Source organism: Klebsiella sp. D5A, assembly GCF_001620885.1.
In the GTDB taxonomy this organism is placed as follows: domain Bacteria; phylum Pseudomonadota; class Gammaproteobacteria; order Enterobacterales; family Enterobacteriaceae; genus Klebsiella; species Klebsiella variicola.
The window spans coordinates 639,401-665,255 of sequence record NZ_KV407481.1 but is presented as its reverse complement, the minus strand read 5'-3'; the positions used below and the strand labels follow the sequence as shown (position 1 = coordinate 665,255).

27 protein-coding genes and 1 pseudogene are annotated in these 25,855 nt (G+C 59.4%); 21 read left to right on the top strand and 7 right to left on the bottom strand.

The features are described 5' to 3' along the window. Positions 1-37: 37 nt before the first annotated feature. Positions 38-1,825, top strand: coding sequence for a sigma-54-dependent Fis family transcriptional regulator (locus AS136_RS03280; protein WP_016161670.1), 1,788 nt, complete (start codon positions 38-40; stop codon positions 1,823-1,825). Between the two features lie 2 nt (positions 1,826-1,827). Here the strand turns inward: AS136_RS03280 and AS136_RS03275 are convergent, their stop codons facing one another. Together AS136_RS03275 and AS136_RS03270 are read right to left on the bottom strand one after the other, a co-directional pair. Further along, the gene (locus tag AS136_RS03275) at positions 1,828-2,424 is read right to left on the bottom strand and encodes an undecaprenyl-diphosphatase (RefSeq protein ID WP_008806125.1); all 597 of its coding nucleotides are present in this window, start codon (positions 2,422-2,424) and stop codon (positions 1,828-1,830) included. A 59-nt stretch (positions 2,425-2,483) separates the two neighbouring features. Next, a complete protein-coding gene (locus tag AS136_RS03270; RefSeq protein ID WP_023323161.1) occupies positions 2,484-3,401 on the bottom strand; it encodes a LysR family transcriptional regulator in 918 nt (305 codons plus the stop codon). A gap of 103 nt (positions 3,402-3,504) precedes the next feature. Between AS136_RS03270 and AS136_RS03265 the strand changes: the two genes are divergently transcribed. The 3 genes and pseudogenes from AS136_RS03265 (at position 3,505) to AS136_RS03255 (ending at position 5,039) form a co-directional block, all read left to right on the top strand. Further along, entirely contained in the window at positions 3,505-4,110 is a 606-nt protein-coding gene (locus tag AS136_RS03265) for an FMN-dependent NADH-azoreductase (RefSeq protein ID WP_012540805.1), read from the top strand. A 75-nt stretch (positions 4,111-4,185) separates the two neighbouring features. Beyond that, positions 4,186-4,485 (top strand): ArsR/SmtB family transcription factor, encoded by a 300-nt coding sequence (locus AS136_RS03260; RefSeq protein WP_012540804.1) that lies wholly within the window; start codon positions 4,186-4,188, stop codon positions 4,483-4,485. 7 nt (positions 4,486-4,492) lie between these two features. Beyond that, a pseudogene (locus tag AS136_RS03255) lies at positions 4,493-5,039 on the top strand (rhodanese family protein). On the opposite strand, the gene lpxO reads toward AS136_RS03255, so the two are convergent. After that, positions 5,020-5,922, bottom strand: a complete 903-nt coding sequence (lpxO, locus tag AS136_RS03250; RefSeq protein WP_012540802.1) for a lipid A hydroxylase LpxO — start codon at positions 5,920-5,922, stop codon at positions 5,020-5,022. The pseudogene AS136_RS03255 and the gene lpxO sit on opposite strands and share 20 nt — an antisense overlap. A 205-nt stretch (positions 5,923-6,127) precedes the next feature. On the opposite strand from lpxO, the gene AS136_RS03245 reads away from it, so the two are divergent. Further along, complete coding sequence (locus AS136_RS03245) at positions 6,128-6,307, top strand: YodC family protein (protein WP_012540801.1); 180 nt, start codon at positions 6,128-6,130, stop codon at positions 6,305-6,307. A 78-nt stretch (positions 6,308-6,385) separates the two neighbouring features. Here AS136_RS03245 and stpA read toward each other — a convergent pair whose 3' ends face one another. Continuing rightward, on the bottom strand, positions 6,386-6,787 hold the full coding sequence (stpA, locus tag AS136_RS03240) for a DNA-binding protein StpA (RefSeq protein ID WP_012967380.1): 402 nt from the start codon (positions 6,785-6,787) through the stop codon (positions 6,386-6,388). 728 nt (positions 6,788-7,515) lie between these two features. Between stpA and alaE the strand changes: the two genes are divergently transcribed. Beyond that, on the top strand, positions 7,516-7,965 hold the full coding sequence (gene alaE / locus AS136_RS03235; RefSeq protein WP_008806131.1) for an L-alanine exporter AlaE: 450 nt from the start codon (positions 7,516-7,518) through the stop codon (positions 7,963-7,965). Between the two features lie 75 nt (positions 7,966-8,040). Here alaE and AS136_RS03230 read toward each other — a convergent pair whose 3' ends face one another. Continuing rightward, positions 8,041-8,403, bottom strand: a complete 363-nt coding sequence (locus AS136_RS03230) for a DUF2002 family protein (RefSeq protein WP_008806132.1) — start codon at positions 8,401-8,403, stop codon at positions 8,041-8,043. A 149-nt stretch (positions 8,404-8,552) separates the two neighbouring features. Between AS136_RS03230 and AS136_RS03225 the strand changes: the two genes are divergently transcribed. Then, on the top strand, positions 8,553-8,900 hold the full coding sequence (locus tag AS136_RS03225; protein ID WP_002914293.1) for an ElaB/YgaM/YqjD family protein: 348 nt from the start codon (positions 8,553-8,555) through the stop codon (positions 8,898-8,900). Between the two features lie 118 nt (positions 8,901-9,018). Here AS136_RS03225 and pdxR read toward each other — a convergent pair whose 3' ends face one another. Then, positions 9,019-10,380, bottom strand: a complete 1,362-nt coding sequence (gene pdxR, locus AS136_RS03220; protein WP_023323162.1) for a MocR-like pyridoxine biosynthesis transcription factor PdxR — start codon at positions 10,378-10,380, stop codon at positions 9,019-9,021. An 88-nt stretch (positions 10,381-10,468) separates the two neighbouring features. On the opposite strand from pdxR, the gene AS136_RS03215 reads away from it, so the two are divergent. The 14 genes from AS136_RS03215 (at position 10,469) to leuA (ending at position 25,061) form a co-directional block, all read left to right on the top strand. Beyond that, the gene (locus AS136_RS03215) at positions 10,469-10,900 is read left to right on the top strand and encodes a carboxymuconolactone decarboxylase family protein (RefSeq protein ID WP_012540797.1); all 432 of its coding nucleotides are present in this window, start codon (positions 10,469-10,471) and stop codon (positions 10,898-10,900) included. A gap of 183 nt (positions 10,901-11,083) precedes the next feature. Further along, on the top strand, positions 11,084-11,329 hold the full coding sequence (gene nrdH / locus AS136_RS03210) for a glutaredoxin-like protein NrdH (protein WP_012540796.1): 246 nt from the start codon (positions 11,084-11,086) through the stop codon (positions 11,327-11,329). Further along, positions 11,326-11,736: a class Ib ribonucleoside-diphosphate reductase assembly flavoprotein NrdI gene (gene nrdI, locus AS136_RS03205; protein WP_008806136.1), complete on the top strand. Its 411-nt coding sequence runs from the start codon at positions 11,326-11,328 to the stop codon at positions 11,734-11,736. The genes nrdH and nrdI overlap by 4 nt, the downstream gene beginning before the upstream one ends. Continuing rightward, on the top strand, positions 11,709-13,850 hold the full coding sequence (gene nrdE / locus AS136_RS03200) for a class 1b ribonucleoside-diphosphate reductase subunit alpha (RefSeq protein ID WP_023323163.1): 2,142 nt from the start codon (positions 11,709-11,711) through the stop codon (positions 13,848-13,850). The genes nrdI and nrdE overlap by 28 nt, the downstream gene beginning before the upstream one ends. 10 nt (positions 13,851-13,860) lie before the next feature. Beyond that, positions 13,861-14,823, top strand: coding sequence for a class 1b ribonucleoside-diphosphate reductase subunit beta (gene nrdF / locus AS136_RS03195; protein ID WP_008806138.1), 963 nt, complete (start codon positions 13,861-13,863; stop codon positions 14,821-14,823). A 357-nt stretch (positions 14,824-15,180) separates the two neighbouring features. Then, complete coding sequence (gene proV / locus AS136_RS03190; RefSeq protein WP_008806139.1) at positions 15,181-16,383, top strand: glycine betaine/L-proline ABC transporter ATP-binding protein ProV; 1,203 nt, start codon at positions 15,181-15,183, stop codon at positions 16,381-16,383. Then, on the top strand, positions 16,376-17,443 hold the full coding sequence (gene proW, locus AS136_RS03185) for a glycine betaine/L-proline ABC transporter permease ProW (RefSeq protein WP_023323164.1): 1,068 nt from the start codon (positions 16,376-16,378) through the stop codon (positions 17,441-17,443). Before proV ends, proW begins: the two co-directional genes overlap by 8 nt. Before the next feature lie 78 nt (positions 17,444-17,521). After that, complete coding sequence (proX, locus tag AS136_RS03180) at positions 17,522-18,517, top strand: glycine betaine/L-proline ABC transporter substrate-binding protein ProX (RefSeq protein WP_023323165.1); 996 nt, start codon at positions 17,522-17,524, stop codon at positions 18,515-18,517. A gap of 186 nt (positions 18,518-18,703) precedes the next feature. Beyond that, the gene (locus AS136_RS03175; RefSeq protein WP_022065776.1) at positions 18,704-19,450 is read left to right on the top strand and encodes an AzlC family ABC transporter permease; all 747 of its coding nucleotides are present in this window, start codon (positions 18,704-18,706) and stop codon (positions 19,448-19,450) included. Continuing rightward, entirely contained in the window at positions 19,440-19,775 is a 336-nt protein-coding gene (gene ygaH / locus AS136_RS03170) for an L-valine transporter subunit YgaH (protein WP_008806143.1), read from the top strand. The genes AS136_RS03175 and ygaH overlap by 11 nt, the downstream gene beginning before the upstream one ends. A 90-nt stretch (positions 19,776-19,865) precedes the next feature. After that, the gene (gene mprA, locus AS136_RS03165) at positions 19,866-20,396 is read left to right on the top strand and encodes a transcriptional repressor MprA (protein ID WP_002914337.1); all 531 of its coding nucleotides are present in this window, start codon (positions 19,866-19,868) and stop codon (positions 20,394-20,396) included. 125 nt (positions 20,397-20,521) lie between these two features. Next, positions 20,522-21,694, top strand: a complete 1,173-nt coding sequence (gene emrA, locus AS136_RS03160; protein ID WP_008806144.1) for a multidrug efflux MFS transporter periplasmic adaptor subunit EmrA — start codon at positions 20,522-20,524, stop codon at positions 21,692-21,694. Positions 21,695-21,709: 15 nt separating this feature from the next. Further along, positions 21,710-23,248 carry a multidrug efflux MFS transporter permease subunit EmrB gene (gene emrB / locus AS136_RS03155; protein ID WP_008806145.1) on the top strand — a complete coding sequence of 513 codons (1,539 nt, stop codon included), beginning with the start codon at positions 21,710-21,712 and terminating at the stop codon, positions 23,246-23,248. 136 nt (positions 23,249-23,384) lie between these two features. Next, a complete protein-coding gene (gene leuA, locus AS136_RS03150; RefSeq protein WP_008806146.1) occupies positions 23,385-25,061 on the top strand; it encodes a 2-isopropylmalate synthase in 1,677 nt (558 codons plus the stop codon). Here the strand turns inward: leuA and AS136_RS03145 are convergent. After that, complete coding sequence (locus tag AS136_RS03145) at positions 25,040-25,807, bottom strand: AraC family transcriptional regulator (RefSeq protein ID WP_023323166.1); 768 nt, start codon at positions 25,805-25,807, stop codon at positions 25,040-25,042. The two genes, leuA and AS136_RS03145, sit on opposite strands and share 22 nt — an antisense overlap. Positions 25,808-25,855: the final 48 nt, after the last annotated feature.

Below are 25,855 nucleotides of genomic sequence, written 5' to 3'. Positions count from 1 at the left end.
ATATTGCAACACAGCAACATCGACCCTGAGGTGCCCTGTGCCAGGTAATCCCTATCTTCTCGCACCAGAGGTTAACGCTAACCCCCTGCTCAGCGACTCGTGGTCTCGCTGCCAGCGCTATGGTCTGGATCCCGCTACCGAGGATTTTCCCCGTCTGCGCGCCGGGGAGCTGGCAGACCGGCTCGCCAGCCACCGCAGCCTGCAGCAGCTGGCGCAGCCGGTGGTGGATGCCCTGTCGCGCCAGGTGGCGGACCTGCAGTCGGTGGTGGTCCTCTCCGACCCCAGTGGCCTGGTGCTGCACACCGTCGGCGATACCCAGGCGATGCAGAAGGCTCAGCGCGTGGCGCTGGCCCCCGGCAATCTGTGGAGCGAAAGCGGGCGCGGGACCAACGCCATTGGCACCGCGCTGGTCATTGATGACGGCTGCGAAATCGATGGCCGCCAGCATTTTCTTACCCGCAATCAGAATCTGTACTGTGCGGCGATGCCGCTCCAGCGGCCGGACGGAAGTATTGCCGGGGTGCTGGATATCTCCGGCCCGGCGGATTTTCCCCACCAGCATACCTTCGGCTGGGTGAAGGCGGCGGCAAAGCAGATTGAGTATCTGTGGGTGAAACAGAGCCTGCATCCGGAGCAGTGGCTGATGAGCCTGCACCGGCAGGTGGACAAGCTCGACAGCGTCGAGGAGCTGCTGCTGGTCTTTTCTGACAACGTCCTCACCGCCGGCAACCGACTGGCGATGCGCGAGTTCGGCCTGAGCGCGGCGCAGTTTGGCCAGCTCACCTTTGCGTCGCTTTTTCCGACGCTGGCGCAAAGGGCGGTCAGCGTCCCGCTGCCGCTGACCACCCCGCAGGGCCGCTATCACTATCGCCTGCGGGAGCCCACCCGCCGCCGGGTGGCGGTAAGCGCCCCGCCGGTCATGCATCTCCCTTTCACCAGCCCGCGCGAAGGCGAAAAGCTGCTGCGGCTGCTCAACGCCGGCATTGCGCTATGCATTGAGGGAGAAACCGGCAGCGGCAAGGAGTATGTCAGCCGTACGCTGCATCAGCACAGCCGCTGGCGCAGTGGCAAATTTGTCGCCATCAACTGCGCGGCCATCCCGGAATCGCTGATCGAATCCGAGCTCTTCGGCTACCAGCCGGGGGCATTTACCGGCGCCAGCAAAAACGGCTATATCGGTAAAATCCGCGAGGCTGAGGGCGGGGTACTGTTTCTCGATGAGATCGGCGATATGCCGCTGGCGCTGCAGACGCGGCTCCTGCGGGTGTTGCAGGAAAAAGAGGTGGCCCCGCTGGGCGCCAGCCGCAGCGTGCCGGTGAATTTCGCCTTGATCTGCGCCACCCACCGCAATCTGACGCAACGGGTCAGCGCCGGCGAATTCCGTGAAGATCTGCTGTGGCGCCTGCGGGAGTATGCCCTGGCGCTGCCCCCGCTGCGCGAGTGGCCGGCGCTGGAAACCTTTATCGCCACGCTGTGGCGCGACCTGGGCGGTGTTTCACGCCGGGTGACGCTTTCAAATGCACTGCTGGTCCACCTCAGCCAGCTGCCGTGGCCGGGAAACGTGCGCCAGCTGCAGAGCGTCCTGAAGGTGATGCTGGCTCTGGCCGATGAGGGCGACACGCTGACGCCCGACGCGCTGCCGGAGGCGTATCGCACCGCGCCTGCGCCGCTGCCGCGCGGAGGATTGCAGGCCCATGACGAGCAGTTGATTGTCGATACCCTGGCCAGCGTTAACGGCAACGTCAGCCGGGCGGCACAGATACTGGGTATCGCCCGCAGCACGCTATACCGCCGCGCCGCCCGTACCGGACGGCCTCGTCGCTGAGGCTATGGCGTAAAGCGCGCCGGCAGCCAGGAGAACATCCGCCGGCTGACGGCCTCGCACAGCAGCACCAGCCGTGGGCCGACCGCCTGCCAGACCCGCTTCGCCACGATGACCCCGCCAATGGAGACCAGGGCTGCGCCCACCATATCCAGCGGAAAATGCACCCCAAGATAGATCCGCGACCAGGCCACCGGCAGCGCAGCCAGCAGCATCAGCAGACCAGGCGCCCGCAGGCGCAGCGACAGCAGCGCAAACGCGGCGCTGAACATCACCGTAGCGTGATCGCTGGGGAAGCTGTTATCCGCCGGATGACTTATCCAGGTATGGCCGAGGGGGATCATAAACGGCCGCGGATGAAACCAGAGCGTCCCGCACACCATCCCCAGCCCGAGGGAAATCATCACGGCCAGGGTCATAAACAGCGCCTGGCGGTGTCCCTCACGACCACCGAGAAACCACAGGCCGAGCGCGATCGCCGGCATCATAAACACGATGCCGCTGGCGCAAAAACGGGCCAGCGACAGCAGGCCCTCCGCGGCGCCAGGCTGCGCGTTAAGCGCGAAAAAAACAGATTGATTCAGGGTTTCCAGGGCGTTCATGGCGATAGCTCTCAGTTGTCATCTTTCTGTCATTATCGCCCGGTCGCCTTAAGATACCCTTAACCGCTGGGCGGTGTGCTTTTAGCAAGGCGCAGTCCTTCCCGCAGGGCATCGATCGCCACCCGCGTTTTTTGCGGCAGCCACGGCCCCTCCGGCCACACCGCGTGGATAGCGAAACGCACCTGAGCGCTGGGCGCCAGCACCTGCTGCAGCGTCCCGTCGGCGAGCGCCTGCGCCACCAGCCAGTCCGGCAACCAGGCGATGCCCATCCCCTGCTGCACCGCCGCCGCGATGGCGGCAAAATCATCCTGTACCAGCCCCGTCTGCGGACTGAAGCGCACTTCGCCCTGCTGCGGGTCGTACAGTTGCCATTTTTGCAGTTGGCCGTTGTGCAGATAGCCGAGGGTGCGGTGCTCGCTCAGCCCGGCGATGGTCTGCGGCGCCGGCTGGCGGCGCAGGTACTCTACCGCCGCGCACAGCACCATGCCGTGCTCCCCCAGCGCCCGCGCCCGTAGCGACCCGGTATCGGCCAGGTTTCCGATACGCACCGCAAGATCAAACCCCTCCTCCAGCAGATTGACCTGCCGGTCGCTGTAGTGGAGCTCGAGCTTCAGTAACGGATAGCGCTGGCTCAGGCGGAACAGTAGCGGCGCCACGCAGCGCTGACCAAAGAGCACTGGTAGCGAGATCCGCAGCCGCCCCTGCACCTCGCCCTTCCCGCGCTGGAGCGCCTCTTCGGCCTCGCGGATGCGCGCCAGCGCTTCCCGGCACTGGTGGTAAAATTGCTCCCCCTCTTCCGTCAGCAGTTGCCGACGGGTAGTGCGCTGGAATAACGCCACGCCGAGGCGCGCTTCCAGCCGGGCAATGGTTTTACCCACCGCCGAACGCGTCACGTGGAGGATCGCCGCCGCGCTGGCAAAGTTACCGCTCTCGACCACGGTAACAAACACCGGGATCGCGTTCAGATCGTCACGCACAAATTGGTTCCTTACGGGATACAATAGAGGAAAATAATGTCACTCCAGAGAGAAAAAAGACAGTGTTAGTCTCTGCCTCTCCCCTTCACTTGAGGCACTCATCATGGCTAACGTTCTGGTATTAAAATCCAGCATTAATGGCGAAACATCCCTGACCAATCAGCTGATTAACGAATTTCTCGCGGCGCGCCGGGCGGCGGGCCACCGCGATCGGCTCACGGAACACGATCTCAGCGCCATGGCGCTGCCAACACTGGATCGCCCCCTGTTCGCCGCCCTGCGCGGGGCAGTGGATCCGCAGCCGGCCATCCGCGCGGCGGTTGCGCTCTCCGACCAGCTTATCGCCGAATTAAAAGCCAGCGATCTGCTGGTGATCGGGGCGCCGATGTATAACCTCAACGTCCCGACCGACCTGAAGAAATGGTTCGACCTCGTGGCGCGGGCGCGGGAAACCTTTCGCTACACCGACAGCTGGCCGCAGGGGCTGGTCGAGGGCGTTCGGGCGGTGGTCGTCAGCAGCCGCGGCGGTATTCACCAGGGAGAGACCACCGACGCCATCACCCCCTATCTGCGCGCGGTACTGGGGCTGATGGGGATCCATGAGGTGGAATTTATCTATGCCGAAGGGCTGGACAATCGTCCGCATGGTCGCGACGCAGGGATCGCCAGCGCGCGAGCGCAGATTGCCCAGCTCGCCGTTCCGGCCTGAGTCACAGATAAAAAGTGCTGGCGCAGGGGATGTTTTTATTTTAGAGTTATCTAAATTTAGAAAAAGCTAAAATATATGACCACACCTGAAGACCTGCAGGCCCGCGCCGGAGAAGCCGCCGCGCTGATGAAAGCCATGAGCAATCCTCACCGATTGCTGATCCTGTGCATACTGTGCGATGCGCCGCGGGCCAGCGCCGGTGAACTATCGCGCGCTACCGGCCTGAGCCCTTCCGCCACCTCGCAGCACCTTGCGCGGATGCGTGACGAGGGGCTGATCGACAGCGAGCGCGATGCCCAGCGTATCCACTATTTCATCACCCACCCTGCGGTACAGCAGGTGATCAACACGCTGAAAACGCTCTATTGCCCGTGAGGATCCTATGACCATCGCTACTTTAACCCCGGCCGAAGCCCGGGCGCTGATTGCCCAGGGCGCCAGACTGATTGATATCCGTGATGCGGATGAATACGCGCGCGAACATATTCCCGATGCCGAACTGGTGCCGCTGGCCAGCCTGACCAACGGTGCGACCCTCAATGCCCGGGCCGGAGAGACAGTCATCTTTCACTGCCAGGCGGGTTCCCGGACGCAGAATAACGCGATTCGCCTGGCCGCCGCCGCCGCACCGGCGCAGGCAAGCCTGCTGGCCGGGGGGATTCAGGGCTGGAGGGCCGCGGGGTTCCCGGTTGAGGAGGATAAATCCCAGCCGCTGCCGCTGATGCGCCAGGTACAAATTGCCGCTGGCGTCCTGATTTTACTCGGTGTACTGCTGGGCTATACCGTGAGCAGCGGCTTCTTCCTGCTCAGCGGCGCGGTCGGCGCCGGGCTCACCTTCGCCGGGGTGACCGGCTTTTGCGGCATGGCGCGTCTGCTGGCGATCATGCCCTGGAACCGGCGTCATGAGGGTTAAAACGCACTCCAGATAAGCCAGGCAATGCCGCCGAACAGCAGCCATTTAACGATGTAATAGACCGTCTTATTCCATTTTTTCAGCCGCTTGCCGACAATGCGGATCTGGTAGATATAGCGAAATGCCCGGTTAATCCCGCCAATGCGATCGCCGGTATCATTGGGCGCCGAGGCGGCGCTCATCAGATGACGTCCCAGCCAGTGGTTCACCTGCTGCGCCCAGCGGTAGCGCATGGGCCGTTCAATATCACAGAACAGAATCAGCCGATTCTCACCGCTGGTATTTTCCGCATAGTGAATATAGGTCTCATCAAACAGCACCCCTTCCCCATCGCGCCAGCTGTAGCGCTGGCCATCCACCTCGATAAAGCAGCGGTCATCGTTCGGCGTCGCCAGGCCGAGATGAAAGCGCAGCGAACCGGCGTAGGGATCGCGGTGGCGCGGCAGACGGCTGCCGTCTGGCAGGGTGGCGAACATGGCCGCTTTCACCGACGGGATATCGCGCAGTAGCGCGGTGGTGTGTGGGCAGAGCTGGCTGGCGGAGGGATGGGCCTCCTCATACCATTTCAGATAAAAACGTTTCCAGCCGGTTTTAAAAAATGAGTTAAATCCGGCATCGTTATATTTATCGGCCGCTTTAATCTGCTCCAGCTGCTGAAGGTGGAGACCTTCATCGCGAATTACCTGCCAGTTCTGCTGCAATATCGCCAGCTCGGGAAACATCTCCGGGCGCAGATATGGCGTATTCGGCACGCGGGAAAATAAATACATAAATCCATTCAGCGGAGCAGTAAATGTTGAATGATCGGAGAGCTGTCGCCAGAAACGATAGCGCACCCGCCCGCGATAATGGACATACAGAACAGCAATAACAATGATCAATAGAACGATATACTTCATGGTGTCTTTCCTGACCTGATTGATGGTAACCCTACCCTCGCCGTCCCCCCTTCTCAGCAGCGGTATGGCGCCAGCAAAACATTAACAACATTAATACATATACCCCCAAATTGTTTTAACAAAAAACAGCACAGCCAGTGTTCACTGGCCAGTCGTTGAGCTATGGTTGAGGTTCATCCAGGATGTTAACCGTGAGGAGTGAATGATGTTTTCTGTCGGCGATCTGGTACAACCGCGTGCGGGTGGACCAAAACTGAAAGTGGTTGAAGTACAGGGAGAACAGCTGGTGGTGGTTCAGGCCGCGCAAGAGCAGGGCGAGCGCTATACGCTGAACTCAGAAGAGGTGACGCCATACCAGGAAGAGGGCGACTTTGGCGTCTGCTAAAGCCCCTCTCCCGGAGAGTGATAAGGCCGGACGGAACGGCGGGTCTCCCCCACTGTCCTGATACCGGCCGGATCGGCTTTAAATGAGGAAACTGTCCAGCGATTTGCCCTGAGCAACCGCCTGAGCAATCGGCTTCGGCATTCTTCCCTGACCGGTCCAGGTTTTTTCTGCGCCAGTATGATCGGTATAACGATATTTTGCCGGGCGCGGTTGCCGCTTTTTCCCTGCCGCCATCGACGGCTGAATATCGGCCACGAGGTCGTCAGGAGAAATACCGTCGGCGCGCATCAGCTCAAGCCAGGTATTCACTTTTTCCTGATATTCCGCCTGCTGCTGCGCCGCCAGCTGCTGTTGCGTACGTTTTTCTTCAGTGACGATCCTGAGCTTTTCCAGCATCTCTTCAAGCACGTCAATGGAGAATTCACGGGACAGGGTACGCAGTGAACGGATATTATTCAGTTTGTGTAACATTAAAGACATAAAATTAAGAAATCCCAGATAACCAATTAAAAGATACAACGCGGCAAGTGTAATGGAAACACTTATTTATTTCCAGCCTTCGGTTGTCCAGATAAATATATTATGCAAAGAGTAAACCTTTTCCGCCTGCCCTATATCGGCAAATCCCCGGTTCTTTTTCGCCAGCGCAGGCCAACAAGACCATGAATAAATAAAAGCGGCGGATGGTAAGATATGAAAATATATTCAGCAGGCGATATTACCTTTATGGTCAGCGGTTTATCCTCTTATCGTCGGCGGATGCGCAGGCCCTCTCCACACGGCCTAATGAATAGTTACCCAGCCAATCAGAATAAAACGCCACACGTCATTTTAGAATTTTTCACCACAAAAACCGGCATAATGGCATAAAAACATCTTAACGAGACCTTCATCACAGGCTCACGCGATTTTGCGCCACAGCGGGCGGTCAGACGCCGCCTCCCTGGTCAGATATCATGCAAAAACGTCATGTAACCAACTGAAATTAAACACATTTAACAAAACCAGCAATAAAAGTAGCGTAACGGGCAGAAAACCAACTGTCGCAGAGTATTTTATCGACAAAAAGACAATAAATAAAAATTTATAGCTAGTTGCCACTTTTAATGCAGAGATATACTCTACGCACATCAAAACAGGCAGCCCAAAAACGCTATACCAACGCGCATTTTTCGGCGTTATTGACTTCATTTTCGAGGAGCACTCCGATGTTCTCTGCGCACTCCCGCTTGCGGCATGCGGTTGCAGACACCTTTGCGATGGTGGTTTACTGCACCGTCGTCAACATGATGATCGAAATTTTTCTCTCTGGTATGACGTTTGAGCAGTCGTTATCGTCGCGCCTGGTGGCGATCCCGGTCAACATTATTATTGCCGTGCCCTATGGTTTTTATCGCGACTTTGCGATGCGTCAGGCCCGGCGCATTAGCCCGGCAGGCTGGATGAAAAATATGGCCGACGTGCTGGCCTACGTCACTTTCCAGTCGCCAGTGTATGTCGCAATATTGTGGAGCGTAGGTGCAGACTGGCACCAGATTGTCGCTGCAGTGAGCTCAAACCTGGCGGTATCGATGATGATGGGCGCTGCTTACGGCTACTTCCTCGACTATTGCCGCCGCCTGTTCCGCGTGGCCCCCTACCAGCAGGCGAAAGCCTGACCGACGCTATTCCAGCGACTGGCCCTGCCAGTCGCTCTCTCGCCAGCCTGCTCCGCCCCGGTCTTAACCGTCGTATTAATTTGTCGACATCGCCGGCTGGGCTTCGCCAAATAGTCCATTCAGAAAACGCTCAAGCGCCATCCGTGAGCTAAATCCGTGCGGAATACCATAATGCTGCTGCGCATCTCCGGCTAAATACAGCGGAAATTGTTCATAATGGTCGCAGGTTTTGATATCTGAGGCCGGTTCGGCCAACATATTGCTACGCTCTTTTAGCGCTGGATGAATAATTAACGCTGTCCGCCCCATGCGCGCTTCGCGGTTCACATAAACATAATTATCGCCTCGGCGATAGCCGTACGCTTTTTGCGTCACAACATCCATGGTGAAGCCGGCTTTTTCAAGAACACGCGCCACCTCATCGGGTCTTAAATACATACTGATTCCTCGTTATCTTTTACCGCACATTGACCTTACCTTATTCGTTAAGCGCAGTGCTTTCGGAATATTCCAGAAACCACAGCAGTAAGCATAATTCAAAATCTTGTCCTACACTTACTCACTCGATGGAATTAAGGGAGATAACGATGGCTAACCATGTGAACCGCAACAATTTTGACGAGAATGCTGAGGATATCCATAACGATGTCAGTCAATTAGCGGATACGCTGGAAGAGGTGCTGAAATCGTGGGGCAGTGACGCGAAAGAGGAAGCCGAAGCGGCGCGCGTTAAAGCTCAGTCGCTGCTGAAAGAGACCCGTGCCCGCCTCAATGGTCACAACCGGGTGCAGCAGGCGGCGCTGGATGCCCGTCAGGCAGCCTGTGATGCGCTGGGCTGCGCCGATACCTATGTGCGCAATAAACCCTGGCACAGCGTCGGCGCCGCAGCCGCCGTCGGGGTATTTATTGGCGTATTGCTCAATTTACGTCGATAATAGAGACAGCGTCAGCTTCCGCGCGCGCCTGGCGAGCGGAAGCCCGCGAGCTTCACGGAATCTAATGAAGATAACAAATACGCGTCAGCCCCTGCGCGCCTCTGGCCGCAGGGGTTTTTTATGCGCCATCGTTCGCGATCGCCTCTCTGAGCCGCCGGGCCAGCGCATCGGCCATCGCCGCTGAGCGAATATTGGTAAAACTCATCAGTAATCCCCCCTCGCCTGCATGGCGAAGACGCCAGTCGCTCAGCGCCTGCACCGCCAGCCCGGCCTCAACCGCCTGCCGGGCCAGCAGGCGATCGTTGCCGCTGACCGGCATGACCAGCTGAATGCCCCCCTGCTGCGGCGTGACCTGAAAGCCCTGCGCCTGCAGGGCCGACTCCAGCCACTGTCGGCGCTGGCTATAGCTGGCGCGCATTTTTTTCAGATGACGCCAGAAATGTCCCTGCTGGATAAAATCCGCCAGCGTCTGCTGCCACAGAGTAGGAACGGTGCAGGGCTGGCGCTCCGCCGTCTGATGAAAACGCGCCGCCAGCGGGGTCGGCACCACAAGCCAGGCGGTGCGCAGCGCCGGAAACATCGACTTACTGAAAGTGCCGGCGTAGATAACCCGCTGCGGCGCATCGAGGCTTTTCACTGGCGGCAGCGGTTTGCCGTGATAGCGAAACTCACTATCGTAATCGTCCTCAATAATCCACGCGTCGCGCGCTGTCGCCCACGCCAGCAGCTGGCGACGCCGGGGCAGCGACAGCGCGACCCCCAGCGGGCTCTGGTGTGCCGGGGTGAGCAGGGCAAACCGCGCTTGAGGGTGATGCCGCAAGCCCCAGCCAACATCCATTCCTTCGTCGTCCACCGGGATCGCATCCACCACCAGCTGCCTGGCCTCAACGACCGGGCGGATAAAGGGATACCCCGGATCCTCAATCCACATATGCTGCCCCGGCTGCGCCAGCGTACGCAGGATAAGATCCATGGAGGTAGCATAGTTGCCGGTGATCAGCACCTGCTCCGGCTGGCAGTCAATACTGCGCGACAGGCGCAGATAGTCCACGATCGCCTGGCGCAGAAGCGGGTCGCCGCCGGGATCGCCGGGAGCAAGGTCGAACCGCGACTGCGTCCGCAGCCGACGACCCATCACTCGCGCCCACAGCCCGCGCGGAAAGAGATCCAGCGCCGGCAGCCCCATCTGAAAGGGCAACGGGTCCGTCGAGGCGGCTGATTGCGCTGGCGTTACCGGCGCCAGCTGGCGCGGACTGAGCCGCTCGCTGACAAAGGTCCCCGCCTGCCCACGCCGCTCAAGCCACCCCTGGGCGACCAGTTCACCCCAGGCGTTTTCGATAGTCGCCCGGGAGACGCCCTGCTCCTGGGCAAACACCCGGCTGGCGGGCAGACGGCTGCCCGGGGTCAGTTCGCCCCGTTCAATTGCCGATTTCAGCTGGCGGGCAATACGCTGATAAAGAGGGAGGTGGATCGCTTCCATTATGGTCTGCTTTTTTCATCACAATATGGCTATCTTTTGCAGTCCATTATAGTGCTATTTTGGCTGCCGTCTTAGAGAGGAGAACACCATGAGCCAATTACGTCAGCCATTCAGTGAACTGAGCCCGGAAGTCTATAAAGGGCTGGTACAGGCCAGCATCGCGCTGGAGAAAAGCGAGCTGGGCAGCGCCCTGGTTGAGCTGGTTTATTTACGCGTCTCGCAGATCAACGGTTGCGCCTTCTGCCTTGAGAAGCACAGCCAGGCGCTGCGCAAGGGCGGTATGGCGCAAAGCAAACTGGATGCTCTGGCGGGCTGGCGGGTAAGCGCCCACTTCACACCTGGCGAACGCGCAGCGCTGGCGTGGGCCGAGTCGGTCACCGACATTGCCGCCAGCCATGCGGAAGATGACGTTTACCTGCCGCTGCGCGAACATTTTACCCCGCGTCAGATAAGCGATCTGACCTTAGCCATCAGCCTGATGAACGCCTTTAACCGTCTCGCCGTCGCCATGCGTCTGTAGTGCCGCACAGCCTTCCCCCTCCTCCGCCGAATTGTCCCGGCGGGGGATTTCCTTGCTAAAAACGCTATATATTGAGTGGTTGAACTTTCAAACAACTACATCTAGTATTTCCTTATCGAATGACCCACAACGTTCGACGCTGCGTTTAGCGCCGTGCTGTTATCTTAAATGGAAATACGAATCATGCGCATTATTATTTACACTCGAAATGACTGCGTGCAGTGCCATGCCACACGGCGAGCCATGGAGAGCCGAGGACTGGCCTTTGAAATGGTGAACGTCGACCAGCAGCCGGATGCAGCTGACACCCTGCGCGAGCAGGGATTTCGCCAGCTGCCGGTGGTGATCGCCGGTGAGCTACGCTGGAGCGGCTTCCGCCCGGATATGATCAATCGCCTGCGCCCCTCCGTCACGGCGGCCAGCGCATGAGCCTCATCGTCTACTTCTCCAGCCGTTCGGAGAATACCCATCGCTTTGTGCAGCGCCTGGGGCTGCCGGCGGTGCGCATTCCGCTGAACGAGCGCGAACATCTCCAGGTAGACGAACCCTATATTCTCATCGTTCCCAGCTATGGCGGCGGCGGTACGGCCGGCGCGGTACCGCGTCAGGCGATCCGCTTTTTAAACGACGTGCATAACCGCCAGCTGATCCGCGGGGTGATTGCCGCTGGCAATCGCAACTTTGGCGACGCCTGGGGGCGTGCCGGGGAGGTCATCGCGCAAAAATGCGCCGTGCCCTATCTCTACCGCTTCGAGCTGATGGGAACCCCCGACGATATCGACAACGTGCGTAAAGGAGTCAGCGAATTTTGGCAACGACAACCGCAGAACGTATAACCGCCGCGGCGGATTTTCACGCCCTCAACGCGATGCTGAATTTGTACGACAGCGAGGGTCGCATCCCGTTTGAGAAAGATCGCCAGGCGGTGGAGGCCTTTATGACCGCCCAGGTCCGGCCCAACACCCTCACCTTTGCCAGCCAGGAGGATAAACTCACCTGGCTCGTCCGCGAAGGTTATTACGATCCGCAGGTGCTGGCCGGCTATGACCGCGGGTTTGTGCTGGCGTTGTTCGCCCATGCCCGGCGCGCCGCATTTCGCTTTCAGACCTTCCTCGGCGCCTGGAAGTTCTATACCAGCTACGCGCTGAAGACCTTTGACGGCAAGCACTACCTCGAGGATTTTGCCGATCGCTGCGTAATGGTGGCGCTGACGCTGGCCCAGGGGGATGACCAGCAGGCGCGGCAGCTAATGGAAGAGATGCTCAGCGGCCGCTTCCAGCCCGCGACCCCCACCTTCCTCAACGCCGGCAAACAGCAGCGCGGGGAGCTGATCTCCTGCTTCCTGCTGCGCATTGAAGATAATATGGAATCCATCGGCCGGGCGGTTAACTCGGCTCTGCAGCTGTCGAAGCGCGGCGGCGGCGTGGCCTTTTTACTCTCCAACCTGCGCGAGGCCGGGGCGCCGATCAAGCGCATCGAAAACCAGTCCTCCGGGGTGGTGCCGGTGATGAAGATGCTGGAGGACGCCTTCTCCTATGCCAACCAGCTTGGCGCCCGCCAGGGGGCGGGAGCGGTCTGGCTGCATGCGCACCATCCCGATATTTTGCGCTTCCTCGATACCCGGCGTGAGAATGCCGATGAGAAAATCCGCATCAAAACCTTGTCGCTGGGAGTGGTGATCCCCGATATCACCTTCCAGCTGGCAAAAGAAGACGCGCAGATGGCCCTGTTCTCGCCGTATGACGTCGAGCGGCTGTACGGTAAACCCTTCGCCGACTGCGCCATCGGCGATCTCTATCCGCAGCTGGTGGCCGACGAACGGGTCCGCAAGCGCTGGATCCGCGCCCGCGACCTTTTCCAGCGCCTGGCGGAGATCCAGTTTGAGTCCGGCTATCCGTACATCATGTTTGAAGATACCGTCAATCGCGCCAATCCGGTGGCCGGACGGATCACCATGAGCAATCTGTGTTCGGAAATTCTGCAGGTCAGTACGCCATCCACCTATGATGAGAACCTCAGTTACGCCCATATCGGCGAGGATATCTCCTGCAACCTCGGCTCGCTGAACATCGCCCATACCATGGACTCGCCGGATTTTGCCCGCACTATCGCCACCGCGGTGCGCGCCCTGACCGCGGTATCCGATATGAGCGACATACAGTCGGTTCCCTCGGTGGCGGCCGGCAATGCGGCCTCCCACGCCATCGGCCTGGGGCAGATGAATCTGCACGGCTACCTGGCGCGAGAAGGGATTGCCTACGGCAGTCCGGAGGGGCTGGACTTCACCAATATCTATTTTTACACCGTGACCTGGCATGCCCTGCACACCTCGATGCTGCTGGCCCGCGAGCGCGGCCAGCGCTTCGCTGGCTTCGAACAGTCACGCTACGCCAGCGGGGCGTACTTCGACAAATATCTGCAGGAGGAGTGGCAGCCGAAAACCGAACGGGTGCGCGCACTGTTCGCCCGCGCCGGTATCCCCCTGCCCGACCGGGAAAGCTGGCGCCAGCTGCGCGACGATGTCATGCGCTATGGCATCTATAACCGTTATCTGCAGGCGGTGCCGCCCACCGGGTCGATCTCGTACATCAACCATGCCACCTCCAGCATTCATCCGATCGTCTCGAAGATTGAGATCCGCAAAGAGGGGAAGACCGGGCGGGTGTACTACCCCGCGCCGTTTATGAATAACGACAATCTGGCCCTTTATCAGGATGCGTACGAGATAGGGCCCCAGAAGATCATTGACACCTACGCCGAGGCGACGCGCCACGTCGATCAGGGGCTGTCGTTGACGCTGTTCTTCCCGGATACCGCCACCACCCGCGATATCAACAAGGCGCAAATCTACGCCTGGAAGAAAGGCATTAAGACCCTCTACTACATCCGTCTGCGCCAGCTGGCGCTGGAAGGCACTGAAATTGAAGGCTGCGTGTCCTGCGCACTGTAAGGAGAACAGGATGACCCATTTAACGCGCATCAGCGCTATCAACTGGAACCGCATTGATGACGACAAAGATCTTGAGGTCTGGAATCGTCTCACCAGCAACTTCTGGCTACCGGAGAAAGTGCCGCTATCGAACGACATTCCCGCCTGGCAAACCCTCAGCGCGGCGGAGCAGCAGTTGACCATTCGCGTCTTCACCGGGCTGACGCTGCTCGACACCATTCAGAACACGGTCGGCGCGCCGGCGCTGATGGCGGACGCGCTGACCCCGCATGAGGAGGCGGTGCTGTCGAACATCAGCTTTATGGAAGCGGTTCATGCCCGCTCTTACAGCTCCATTTTTTCCACGCTGTGCCACAGCAAAGAGGTGGATGCCGCCTTCGCCTGGAGTGAAAGCTGCGAACCCCTGCAGCGCAAGGCGCAACTGATGCTGGGCTACTATCAGGCCGACGAGCCGCTGAAGAAAAAAATCGCCAGCGTGTTCCTCGAATCCTTTCTCTTCTACTCCGGCTTCTGGCTGCCAATGCACTTCTCCAGCCGGGGAAAACTGACCAATACCGCGGATCTGATCCGTCTGATCATTCGCGATGAAGCGGTGCATGGCTATTACATTGGCTACAAGTATCAGAAAGGACTGGAGATCGTCAGCCCCGGAAAGCGCGAAGAACTGAAAAATTTCGCCCTCGATCTGCTGATGGATCTTTACGACAACGAGCTGGCCTACAGTCGGGAACTGTACGGCGAGAGCGGCTGGTTTGACGACGTCAGCGCTTTCCTGTGCTACAACGCCAACAAAGCGCTGATGAACCTCGGTTATGAAGCGCTGTTTCCGGCGGAGATGGCAGCGGTTAACCCGGCGATCCTCGCCGCGCTGTCGCCTAACGCCGATGAAAACCACGACTTTTTCTCCGGCTCCGGCTCCTCGTACGTGATAGGCAAAACGGAAGAAACCGCCGACGACGATTGGGACTTTTAACCATACTTTCACCAGGAATATGGCGGGCTGGTTCCTGGTGATCTATTTCGCAGAAAAGTGGGTTGATCTGCCAAATATTCTCTCCATCGCATAACCGTCATCACTCCGTCATATTTAACAGAAAACTGGTCCATTTCAGTCGAATTATCCAGAGATAATCAAAAAATATTACCCACAACAAATTGACGCTCAGCCCTTATATCACGGGGGCTGCGCCACCCTATCCCTCACGCCATTTTGCCGAGAGTTTGCCATTGAGGGTTGTCACAGAATCTGAGTATGTTAGGGTGTAAAAAGATCATAATCACCATCGGGTATCGTATCGCAATAAACAAATAACAGGAACTTCTCTATTGCATGGCAATTAAATTAGAAATCAAAAATCTTTATAAGATATTTGGCGAGCACCCAAACCGGGCTTTCAAATATATTGAGAAAGGACTCAACAAAGCGCAAATACTGGAAAAAACGGGGCTGTCGCTTGGCGTCAAAGACGCCAGTCTGGCCATTGAAGAAGGCGAGATATTCGTCATCATGGGGCTCTCCGGCTCGGGGAAATCCACCATGGTTCGCCTTCTCAATCGCCTGATTGAACCCACCCGCGGCCAGGTGCTGATTGACGGAGTCGATATCGCCAAAATGTCGGACGCCGAGCTGCGCGAGGTGCGTCGCAAGAAAATTGCGATGGTTTTTCAGTCCTTTGCGCTGATGCCACACATGAGCGTGCTCGACAACACGGCGTTTGGCATGGCGCTGGCCGGCGTCCCGACCGCCGAACGAGAACAAAAAGCGCGGGAGGCGCTGCGGCAGGTGGGGCTGGAGAATTATGCCCACGCCTGGCCGGATGAACTCTCCGGCGGGATGCGTCAGCGCGTCGGTTTAGCTCGCGCGCTGGCGATTAATCCCGATATTCTGTTAATGGATGAAGCCTTCTCCGCGCTCGACCCGCTCATTCGCACCGAAATGCAGGATGAGCTCATCAAATTACAGGCTAAGCATCAACGCACTATCGTCTTTATTTCCCATGACCTTGATGAAGCCATGCGAATTGGCGATCGCATTGCCATTATGCAAAATGGCGAAGTGGTCCAGGTCGGTACGCCGGATGAAATACTGAATAATCCGGCCAATGATTATGTGCGCACCTTCTTCCGCGGCGTGGATATTAGCCAGGTCTTCAGCGCCAAAGATATTGCCCGCCGCAGCCCGGTTGGATTGATTCGTAAAACCCCAGGTTTTGGCCCCCGCTCCGCGCTGAAATTATTACAGGATGAAGACCGGGAATATGGCTATGTCATCGAACGCGGAAATCGCTTTGTCGGGATTGTCTCGATCGATTCTCTGAAAACCGCGCTCAGCGTCGGCCAGGGGATCGAGGCGGCGCTGATTGACGCCCCGCTGGCGGTGGAGGCGCAAACGCCGCTCAGCGATCTGCTCTCCCACGTCGGCCACGCCCCGTGCGCCGTCCCGGTGGTGGATGAAGAACAACAATACATTGGCATCATTTCCAAACGAATGCTGCTCCAGGCTTTAGATCGCGAGGGGGTGAATCATGGCTGATCAAACTAATCCGTGGGACAGCGCCCCGGCAACCGACAGCGCTGCGCAGGCCGCCGATGCCTGGGGTGGCGCCTCTACTTCCGCGCCGGCCAACGGCGGCGGCGCCGACTGGCTGCACAGCGCGCCCGCGCCGCAGCCGGAATCGTTCAACATCATGGACCCGTTCCATAAAACGCTGATCCCGCTCGACAGCTGGGTCACCCACGCTATCGACTGGATCGTGCTGCACTTCCGTCCGCTATTCCAGGGGATCCGCGTGCCGATCGACTACATCCTCAGCGCCTTCCAGCAGCTGTTGTTGGGGATGCCAGCGCCGGTGGCGATTATCGTCTTCGCGCTGATCGCCTGGCAGATCTCCAGCCTCGGCATGGGGGTCGCCACCCTGGTTTCGCTGATTGCCATCGGCGCTATCGGCGCCTGGTCGCAGGCGATGGTCACCCTGGCGCTGGTCCTCACCGCCCTGCTGTTCTGCATGGTTATCGGCCTGCCGCTGGGTATTTGGCTGGCGCGCAGCCCGCGGGCGGCGAAAATTATCCGCCCGCTGCTCGATGCCATGCAGACCACGCCGGCCTTCGTCTACCTGGTGCCGATCGTGATGCTGTTCGGCATCGGCAACGTGCCCGGCGTGGTAGTGACGATTATCTTCGCCTTGCCGCCGATCGTCCGCCTGACAATTCTCGGGATAAACCAGGTGCCCGCGGATCTGATCGAAGCGTCGCGCTCGTTTGGCGCCAGCCCGCGCCAGCTGTTGTTTAAGGTTCAGCTGCCGCTGGCGATGCCCACCATCATGGCCGGGGTAAACCAGACGCTGATGCTGGCCCTGTCGATGGTGGTGATCGCCTCGATGATCGCCGTCGGCGGTCTTGGCCAGATGGTGCTGCGCGGCATCGGCCGCCTGGATATGGGTCTCGCCACCGTCGGCGGAGTGGGGATCGTGATCCTCGCGATTATTCTTGACCGCCTCACCCAGGCCGTCGGTCGCGACGCCCGCAGTCGCGGCAACCGCCGCTGGTACACCACCGGCCCACTGGGGCTTATCACTCGCCCTTTCTGTCGATAAGTCGATAACAGCGCCGCTCCCCGGCACCAGCCGAGGCCGGGGGGTCGCTCTTCCCGTTAAACAATAAGAGGAACCACCATGCGACATCGTACGATGATGGCCACCGCCGCCTTTGCCACCCTGATCGCCACCAGCACCTTCGCCGCCGACCTGCCGGGCAAAGGGATTACCGTGAAGCCTGCCCAGAGCACTATTTCGGAAGAGACCTTCCAGACCCTGCTGGTCAGTCGCGCGCTGGAGAAGCTTGGCTACACCGTCGAGAAACCGAGCGAAGTGGACTATAACGTTGCCTATACCTCGATTGCCGCCGGGGATACCACCTTTATCGCCACCAACTGGCAGCCGCTGCACGATGACATGTACGCCGCGGCGGGCGGTGATAACAAATTCTATCGTAAAGGGGTGTATGTCTCAGGTGCCGCCCAGGGCTATCTGATCGATAAAAAAACCGCCGAGCAGTACCACATCACCTCCATCGATCAGCTTAAAGATCCGCAGATCGCCAAACTGTTTGATACCAATAACGACGGTAAAGCGGATCTCACCGGCTGTACGCCAGGCTGGGGCTGCGAAGCGGTGATTAACCACCAGATTGACGCCTATGGCCTGAGCAAAACCGTCGCCCATAACCAGGGCAACTACGCGGCGATGATGGCTGACACCATCGCCCGCTATAAGGAGGGTAAACCGGTGCTCTACTACACCTGGACGCCGTACTGGGTCAGCGACGTGCTGAAACCTGGCAAAGACGTCGTCTGGCTGCAGGTGCCGTTCTCCTCCCTGCCGGGCGAGCAGAAAAACATCGACACCAAACTGGCCAACGGCGCCAACTATGGCTTCCCGGTGAACACGATGCACATCGTCGCCAACAAAGCCTGGGCCGAGAAAAATCCGGCCGCCGCCACCCTGTTTAGCGTCATGAAGCTGCCGATCGCCGACATCAACGCCGAGAATGCGATGATGCACGAAGGCCATGCTTCCGAAGCCGACATTAACGGTCATGTCGATGGCTGGATCAAAGCCCACCAGCCGCTGTTCGACAGCTGGGTGAAAGCGGCGCTCGCCGCGCAGTAGTAACCCTGCCTCCCGGATAAGGCGCTCCGTCTTATCCGGGCTCCCTTTCCCTCGTTGCTCGCAGCACAGAGTATGGAAAAGCGGATTCCAGGAATTTCCATAGTGTTAAGGCGCGTCGCGCTCTGTTAAGGTGGACCCATCGGTCAATTTGTCACCTTCACATGGATCCAGCGATAAGTTATTCATATGGAAAACCCCGCGCCCTTAACCTGTGCCTTACCTGAACGTGTCGCCACCGTCGGCGAAGGCATCAAAGACAGTCTCCCCATCGTTATCAGCTACCTGCCGGTGGCTTTCGCCTTCGGACTGAACGCCACCCGGCTGGGATTCACCCCGCTGGAAAGCGTGTTTTTCTCCTGCATTATTTACGCCGGCGCCAGCCAGTTTGTGATCACCGCCATGCTGGCCGCCGGCAGTTCGCTGTGGGTCGCCGCCCTGACGGTGATGGCGATGGATGTCCGCCACGTGCTGTATGGTCCCTCATTGCGCAGCCGCATTCGCTCAGCGCTGGATAAAAAGAAAACCGCCCTCTGGGCCTTTGGCCTGACCGATGAGGTTTTCGCCGCGGCCACCGCCAGGCTGGTTCGCGATAACCGCCGCTGGAGCGAAAACTGGATGCTCGGTCTCGCTTTTACTTCCTGGGCATCGTGGGTATGCGGCACGCTGGCCGGCGCCTGGTCCGGCAACGGCCTGCTGGTGGATTATCCCGCGGTGGAGGCCGCGCTCGGCTTTATGCTGCCGGCGCTGTTTATGAGCTTCCTGCTGGCCTCATTCCAGCGCCAGCAGTCACTCTGCGTCACGGCAGCCCTGGCAGGCGCGCTGGGTGGCATTTTGTTATTTTCCATTCCGGCGGCCATCCTCGCCGGGATTGTCTGCGGGTGTCTGACGGCGCTGGTCCAGGCCATGCTTAAGGGGATGCCGGATGAACAGTGAAGTCCTTCTGCTCGGGGTGATAGTCGGCAGCGTGAATTATCTGTTTCGCTATCTTCCCCTGCGCCTGCGCGCCGGCCATGCCCGGCCTGCCCGCCGTGGCCCGGTCAGCGTGCTGCTGGATACCATCGGCATCGCCTCGATTTGCGCGCTGCTGGTGGTCTCCAGCGTGCCGGAGATCCTCGCCGATGCCCATCGCCTGGCGCCGACGCTGATCGGCTTCCTGGTGCTGGGGGCCGCCTTCTGGAAAACCCGCAGCATTATTGTCCCGACGCTGCTGTCGGCGTTGGCCTACGGTCTGGCATGGAAAATCACCAGCGGACTCTAAGCTTTACGTATCAATTTTAGTCAATAATTCATTTGATTTATTTGTCACAATAGTTATTATATCGGCTGTAATTAATGAGGTCATACCCAAATGGATAGTTCGTTTACTCCCATTGAGCAAATGCTCAAATTCCGCGCCAGCCGCCATGAAGATTTCCCGTTCCAGGAGATCCTGTTAACTCGTCTTTGCATGCATATGCAAGGTAAGCTGCTGGAAAATCGCAATAAAATGCTCAAAGCGCAGGGAATTAACGAGACATTATTTATGGCGCTGATTACGCTGGAGTCACAGGAAAACCACAGCATCCAGCCGTCCGAGCTGAGTTGCGCGCTGGGCTCGTCGCGTACCAACGCCACCCGTATCGCTGATGAACTGGAAAAACGCGGCTGGATTGAACGTCGCGAGAGCGATAACGATCGCCGCTGTCTGCATCTGCAACTGACCGAAAAGGGCCATCAGTTTTTGCGTGAAGTCCTGCCACCGCAGCATAACTGCCTGCATCAGCTGTGGTCTTCACTCAGCACCAGCGAAAAAGATCAGCTCGAACATATCACCCGCAAACTCCTGAGCCGCCTTGACCAGATGGAAGAAGAAGGCGTGCTGGCGGACTCTCTACGCTAAGGGCGGCGTCGCTCAGCCCATTTTTACGTTGCAAGGAAAACAGCCAGGCCAGCAGATCTCTGCTGGCCTTTCTGATAAACAGGTCGGCTCAGCCGATGTGAAATAATAAGATCGTGGAGAATAACATGAGCGCAAATGCGGAGAGCCAAACCCCGCAGCAACCAGGCAGCAAAAAAGGAAAGCGCAAAGGCGCACTCCTGTTGCTGACATTGCTCTTTATTATTATTGCCGTGGCATATGGGATTTACTGGTTTCTGGTACTGCGTCACTACGAAGAGACCGACGATGCCTACGTGGCAGGGAACCAGGTACAAATTATGGCCCAGGTCTCAGGCAGCGTGACCAAAGTCTGGGCTGACAACACGGACTACGTGCAGAAAGGCGATCCGCTGGTGACGCTCGATCAGACCGATGCCCAGCAGGCGTTTGAGAAAGCCAAAACGCAGCTGGCCGCCAGCGTGCGTCAGACCCGTCAGCAGATGATCAACAGCAAGCAGCTGCAGGCGAACATCGACGTCAAAAAGACCGCCCTCGCCCAGGCGCAGGCTGACCTGAACCGCCGCATTCCGCTGGGCGCCGCGAACCTGATCGGTCGCGAAGAGCTGCAGCACGCCCGCGACACCGTCGCCAGCGCGCAGGCCGAACTCGACGTGGCAATCCAGCAATACAACGCCAACCAGGCGATCGTGCTGGGCACCAAACTGGAACAGCAGCCGGCGGTGCTGCAGGCGGCCACCGAAGTACGTAACGCCTGGCTGGCCCTGCAGCGTACGCAAATCGTCAGTCCGATTAGCGGCTACGTTTCCCGTCGCTCGGTACAGCCTGGGGCGCAGATCGGCACCACCACGCCGCTGATGGCGGTGGTCCCGGCGACCAACCTGTGGATCGACGCCAACTTTAAAGAGACCCAGCTGGCGCACATGCGCATCGGCCAGCCGGCCACCGTGATCAGCGACATCTATGGCGATGACGTGAAATACACCGGCAAAGTGGTCGGCCTCGATATGGGCACCGGCAGCGCCTTCTCCCTGCTGCCGGCGCAGAACGCCACCGGTAACTGGATCAAAGTGGTACAGCGCCTGCCGGTCCGTATCGAGCTGGACGAAAAACAGCTGGCGGAACACCCGCTGCGCATCGGCCTCTCCACGCTGGTGGAAGTCAACACCACCGATCGCGATGGCGAAATGCTGGCCAGCCAGGTGCGAAGCTCCCCGGTTTACGAGAGCAATGCCCGCGAAATCGCGCTTGAGCCGGTTAATAAACTGATCGACGAGATCATTCAGGCCAACGCCGGATAATTCGGGGTGAGCGTAATGCAACAGCAAAAACCGCTCGAAGGCGCGCAACTGGTCATTATGACCATTGCGCTGTCGCTGGCGACGTTCATGCAGGTGCTGGACTCCACGATCGCCAACGTGGCGATCCCAACCATTGCCGGTAACCTTGGCTCGTCGCTGAGCCAGGGGACGTGGGTCATCACCTCGTTCGGGGTGGCCAACGCCATCTCCATCCCCATTACCGGCTGGCTGGCGAAGCGCGTCGGCGAGGTGAAGCTTTTCGTCTGGTCGACGGTGGCATTCGCTATCGCCTCCTGGGCCTGTGGGGTGTCGAACAGCCTGACGATGCTGATTTTCTTCCGCGTCATTCAGGGGATCGTCGCCGGTCCGCTGATCCCGCTGTCGCAGAGCCTGTTGCTCAGCAACTACCCACCGGCGAAGCGTTCTATTGCGCTGGCCCTGTGGTCAATGACCGTGATCGTCGCGCCGATCTGTGGCCCGATTCTCGGCGGCTATATCAGCGATAACTACCACTGGGGCTGGATCTTCTTCATCAACGTGCCGATTGGTATCGCAGTGGTGATCATGACGCTGCAAACCCTGCGCGGGCGCGAAACCCGTACCGAACAGCGACGTATCGACGGCGTCGGGCTGGCGTTGCTGATTATCGGTATCGGTAGCCTGCAGGTGATGCTCGACCGCGGTAAAGAGCTCGACTGGTTCGCTTCCAACGAGATTATCATCCTGACCATCGTGGCGGTGGTGGCGATAAGCTTCCTGATTGTCTGGGAGCTGACTGACGATAACCCGATAGTCGACCTGTCGCTGTTTAAGTCGCGCAACTTCACCATCGGCTGTTTGTGTATCAGCCTGGCCTATATGCTCTACTTCGGCGCTATCGTACTGCTGCCGCAGCTGTTGCAGGAGGTCTACGGCTACACCGCTACCTGGGCCGGTTTGGCGTCGGCGCCGGTGGGGGTGATCCCGGTCATTCTGTCGCCGATTATTGGCCGCTTTGCCCATAAGCTCGATATGCGTCGGCTGGTCACCTTCAGCTTTATTATGTATGCCGTCTGCTTCTACTGGCGCGCGTGGACCTTTGAACCGGGTATGGACTTTGGTGCATCGGCGTGGCCGCAGTTTATCCAGGGCTTCGCGGTGGCTTGTTTCTTCATGCCATTGACCACCATCACCCTCTCCGGCCTGCCGCCGGAGCGGCTGGCGGCGGCGTCGAGCTTGTCAAACTTTACCCGAACTCTGGCCGGCTCCATCGGGACCTCGATCACCACCACCATGTGGACCAACCGTGAGGCGCTGCACCATGCGCAGCTCACCGAGTCGGTGACGCCGTTCAACCCCAACGCCCAGCAGATGTACGATCAGCTGCAGGGCATGGGAATGACCCAGCAGCAGGCTTCCGGCTGGATAGCGCAGCAGATAACCAACCAGGGGTTGATTATCTCCGCCAACGAAATCTTCTGGGTTTCGGCGGGGATCTTTATTCTTCTGCTCAGCCTGGTGTGGTTCGCCAGGCCGCCATTCAGTGCCGGCGGCGGCGGCGGGGGCGCACACTAAGCATCAGACTAAGGGACCTGCGGGTCCCTTTTTTATGGCGTCAGATTGTCCAATTCTCGCTAGTTTCTGTCTCGTTTGCGAAAGCTCGCCACCCGGTGCTCGGGCAGGATAAAGGCTGACCATTAAGGAGAACACTATGCTGAGCCATCCTGCTGAAAAGTACCGTCCCTATCCGCCGATTGCCCTGCCCGACCGCCGCTGGCCCGACCGGCAAATCAGCCACGCCCCGCGCTGGCTGTCGACCGACCTGCGCGACGGCAACCAGGCGCTGGCGGAGCCCATGGACAGCGCCCGCAAACTGCAGTTCTGGGATCTGCTGCTGGAGTGCGGTTTTAAAGAGATTGAGGTCGCCTTCCCTTCCGCTTCGCAAACCGATTTCAACTTCGTCCGCCAGCTGATCGACGAGCAGCGCATCCCGGAAGATGTCACCATCCAGGTGCTGACCCAGGCGCGGGATCCGCTGATCCTGCGCACCTTTGAGGCACTGCGCGGCGCCCGCCAGGCCACCGTCCACCTCTACAATGCCACCGCGCCGCTGTTTCGCGAGCTGGTCTTCGGGATGGATAAAGCCGAAGTGATCGCCCTGGCGACCCGCGCCACCCGACTTATCCGCCAGCAATGCGAACAACAGCCGGAGACCCGCTGGCAATACGAATACTCACCAGAGACCTTCTGCTTTACCGAACCCGAGTTTGCCCTTGAGATTTGCGAGGCGGTGGCGGACGTCTGGCAGCCCTGCGCCGAACGGCCGATGATCGTCAATCTGCCGGCGACGGTGGAAGTGAACACCCCCAACGTCTATGCCGATCAGATCGAGTATTTTTGCCGCCACTTCTCCCGCCGCGGCGAGGTCTGCATCAGCGTGCACCCGCACAACGACCGCGGGACCGGTGTCGCCAGCGCCGAGCTGGCGGTGATGGCCGGCGCCGATCGGGTGGAAGGCTGCCTGTTTGGCAATGGCGAACGCACCGGCAACGTCTGCCTGGTGACGCTGGCCATGAATCTCTACAGCCAGGGCATCGACCCTGAGCTTCGCTTCGAGCAGATGAACCGGGTGGTGGAGGTGGTGGAAAACTGCAACCAGATCCCCGTTCACCCACGCCACCCGTGGGCGGGAAGTCTGGCTTATACCGCCTTCTCCGGCTCCCATCAGGATGCCATCAAAAAAGGGTTTGATGCCCGTCAGCCAGGCGATCCGTGGCAGATGCCCTACCTGCCCATTGACCCACAGGATATTGGCTGTAGCTATGAGGCGGTGATCCGCGTCAACAGCCAGTCGGGAAAAAGCGGCAGCGCCTGGCTTATCGAACAAAACCATGGTCTCAAGCTGCCCCGCGGGCTGCAGCAGGACTTCAGTCAGCATGTACAGCAGGTGACCGATAGCGACGGCAAAGAGATGACCCACCACGCGCTGTGGCAGCTGTTCCGCACGCGCTACGGCCTGCTGGCGCAGCCTGCGCTGACGCTGCTTGATTATCAGAGCGCCAGCCAACAGGATGGCCAGCTTTCGCTGCAGGCGACGCTGCGACACCACGGCGAAACCCGACGCCTGCAGGGCCAGGGCAACGGCCTGCTGTCGGCCGCCGCCAGCGGCCTCAGCGCGCTGCTCAGACAACCGTTTATGATCAAGGACTACCATGAGCATACCCTTGGCGCGCGCAGCGACAGTCGGTCGGTCGCCTATATCCGCTGCGTTTTTCCACAAGGTGAAAGCTACTGGGGAGTGGGTATTGATAATGACGTGGCGCGCGCTTCGCTGCAGGCATTGTGCAATGCGATCAGCGTCGCCGATCAGGTCGAAGGGCGAAAATAGTCGCTGGGGGCGACGCCCATCACCCGACGAAACATGGCGCTGAAGGCGCTGTGGCTGCCGTAGCCCAGCTCCAGCGCCACCCGCAGCACGGAGTGACCCTGCGCCAGGCGAATCAGCGCTTCCATTAGCTTCGCCCGGCGCACCCACTCGCTCCACGTCAGGCTAGTCTGCTGCTGAAAATGGCGGTTAAGGGTTCGCTCACTCATGCTGCACACCTTTGCCGCATGGCCGCTGCTCCAGGCTTCGCCCGGCGCCTCGCGTACCTGCTGGCACAGCCGACGCAGCGTGTCACTTTGCGGTTCCGGCAGGCCAAACGGCAGGATCGCCATCCCGCGGATCTCATCGAGGATCAGCTCATAAATCCGTTCGTCACGGCTGGCGGGGGCATAGCACTCGGCCAGTCCCAGGGATGAGACGATCAGTTCCCGCAGCAGCGGCGTGATCTGTACGATCTGGCAACCCGCCGGGAGATCGGCGCGCGCCAGCGGATCGATAAACAGGGTGCGCGCCGCCACGTTGCCGGTCATACGCAGCGCGTGCGGCGTTCCCGCCGGCAGCCAGACGCCGCGCCCGGGAGGCACCACCCAGTAACCTGCCGGTGTCGCGACCCGCACCACGCCGCTTAAAATATGCAGCAGCTGGGCGCAGTCATGCTGATGCCAGTCTTCCTGGTCACCGTGGGCATAATCATGGGCAAAAGGCACCAGCGGGCGGTGCTGAAAGGAGAAAGTCGTGGTGGTCGTCATGGCGGCGTCAGGAGAGCGGCCCGGCGACAGGCGTCGGGCCGTGGCGGA

Excerpts from the sequence above, each read along its gene's own strand:
- AS136_RS03275 (WP_008806125.1), bottom strand. The coding sequence starts at position 2,424 with ATGAACGCCCTGGAAACCCTGAATCAATCTGTTTTTTTCGCGCTTAAC.
- AS136_RS03265 (WP_012540805.1), top strand. The coding sequence starts at position 3,505 with ATGGCTAACGTTCTGGTATTAAAATCCAGCATTAATGGCGAAACATCC.
- AS136_RS03260 (WP_012540804.1), top strand. The coding sequence starts at position 4,186 with ATGACCACACCTGAAGACCTGCAGGCCCGCGCCGGAGAAGCCGCCGCG.
- lpxO (WP_012540802.1), bottom strand. The coding sequence starts at position 5,922 with ATGAAGTATATCGTTCTATTGATCATTGTTATTGCTGTTCTGTATGTC.
- AS136_RS03245 (WP_012540801.1), top strand. The coding sequence starts at position 6,128 with ATGTTTTCTGTCGGCGATCTGGTACAACCGCGTGCGGGTGGACCAAAA.
- stpA (WP_012967380.1), bottom strand. The coding sequence starts at position 6,787 with ATGTCTTTAATGTTACACAAACTGAATAATATCCGTTCACTGCGTACC.
- alaE (WP_008806131.1), top strand. The coding sequence starts at position 7,516 with ATGTTCTCTGCGCACTCCCGCTTGCGGCATGCGGTTGCAGACACCTTT.
- AS136_RS03230 (WP_008806132.1), bottom strand. The coding sequence starts at position 8,403 with ATGTATTTAAGACCCGATGAGGTGGCGCGTGTTCTTGAAAAAGCCGGC.
- AS136_RS03225 (WP_002914293.1), top strand. The coding sequence starts at position 8,553 with ATGGCTAACCATGTGAACCGCAACAATTTTGACGAGAATGCTGAGGAT.
- pdxR (WP_023323162.1), bottom strand. The coding sequence starts at position 10,380 with ATGGAAGCGATCCACCTCCCTCTTTATCAGCGTATTGCCCGCCAGCTG.
- AS136_RS03215 (WP_012540797.1), top strand. The coding sequence starts at position 10,469 with ATGAGCCAATTACGTCAGCCATTCAGTGAACTGAGCCCGGAAGTCTAT.
- nrdH (WP_012540796.1), top strand. The coding sequence starts at position 11,084 with ATGCGCATTATTATTTACACTCGAAATGACTGCGTGCAGTGCCATGCC.
- nrdI (WP_008806136.1), top strand. The coding sequence starts at position 11,326 with ATGAGCCTCATCGTCTACTTCTCCAGCCGTTCGGAGAATACCCATCGC.
- nrdF (WP_008806138.1), top strand. The coding sequence starts at position 13,861 with ATGACCCATTTAACGCGCATCAGCGCTATCAACTGGAACCGCATTGAT.
- proV (WP_008806139.1), top strand. The coding sequence starts at position 15,181 with ATGGCAATTAAATTAGAAATCAAAAATCTTTATAAGATATTTGGCGAG.
- proW (WP_023323164.1), top strand. The coding sequence starts at position 16,376 with ATGGCTGATCAAACTAATCCGTGGGACAGCGCCCCGGCAACCGACAGC.
- proX (WP_023323165.1), top strand. The coding sequence starts at position 17,522 with ATGCGACATCGTACGATGATGGCCACCGCCGCCTTTGCCACCCTGATC.
- AS136_RS03175 (WP_022065776.1), top strand. The coding sequence starts at position 18,704 with ATGGAAAACCCCGCGCCCTTAACCTGTGCCTTACCTGAACGTGTCGCC.
- ygaH (WP_008806143.1), top strand. The coding sequence starts at position 19,440 with ATGAACAGTGAAGTCCTTCTGCTCGGGGTGATAGTCGGCAGCGTGAAT.
- mprA (WP_002914337.1), top strand. The coding sequence starts at position 19,866 with ATGGATAGTTCGTTTACTCCCATTGAGCAAATGCTCAAATTCCGCGCC.
- emrA (WP_008806144.1), top strand. The coding sequence starts at position 20,522 with ATGAGCGCAAATGCGGAGAGCCAAACCCCGCAGCAACCAGGCAGCAAA.
- emrB (WP_008806145.1), top strand. The coding sequence starts at position 21,710 with ATGCAACAGCAAAAACCGCTCGAAGGCGCGCAACTGGTCATTATGACC.
- leuA (WP_008806146.1), top strand. The coding sequence starts at position 23,385 with ATGCTGAGCCATCCTGCTGAAAAGTACCGTCCCTATCCGCCGATTGCC.
- AS136_RS03145 (WP_023323166.1), bottom strand. The coding sequence starts at position 25,807 with ATGACGACCACCACGACTTTCTCCTTTCAGCACCGCCCGCTGGTGCCT.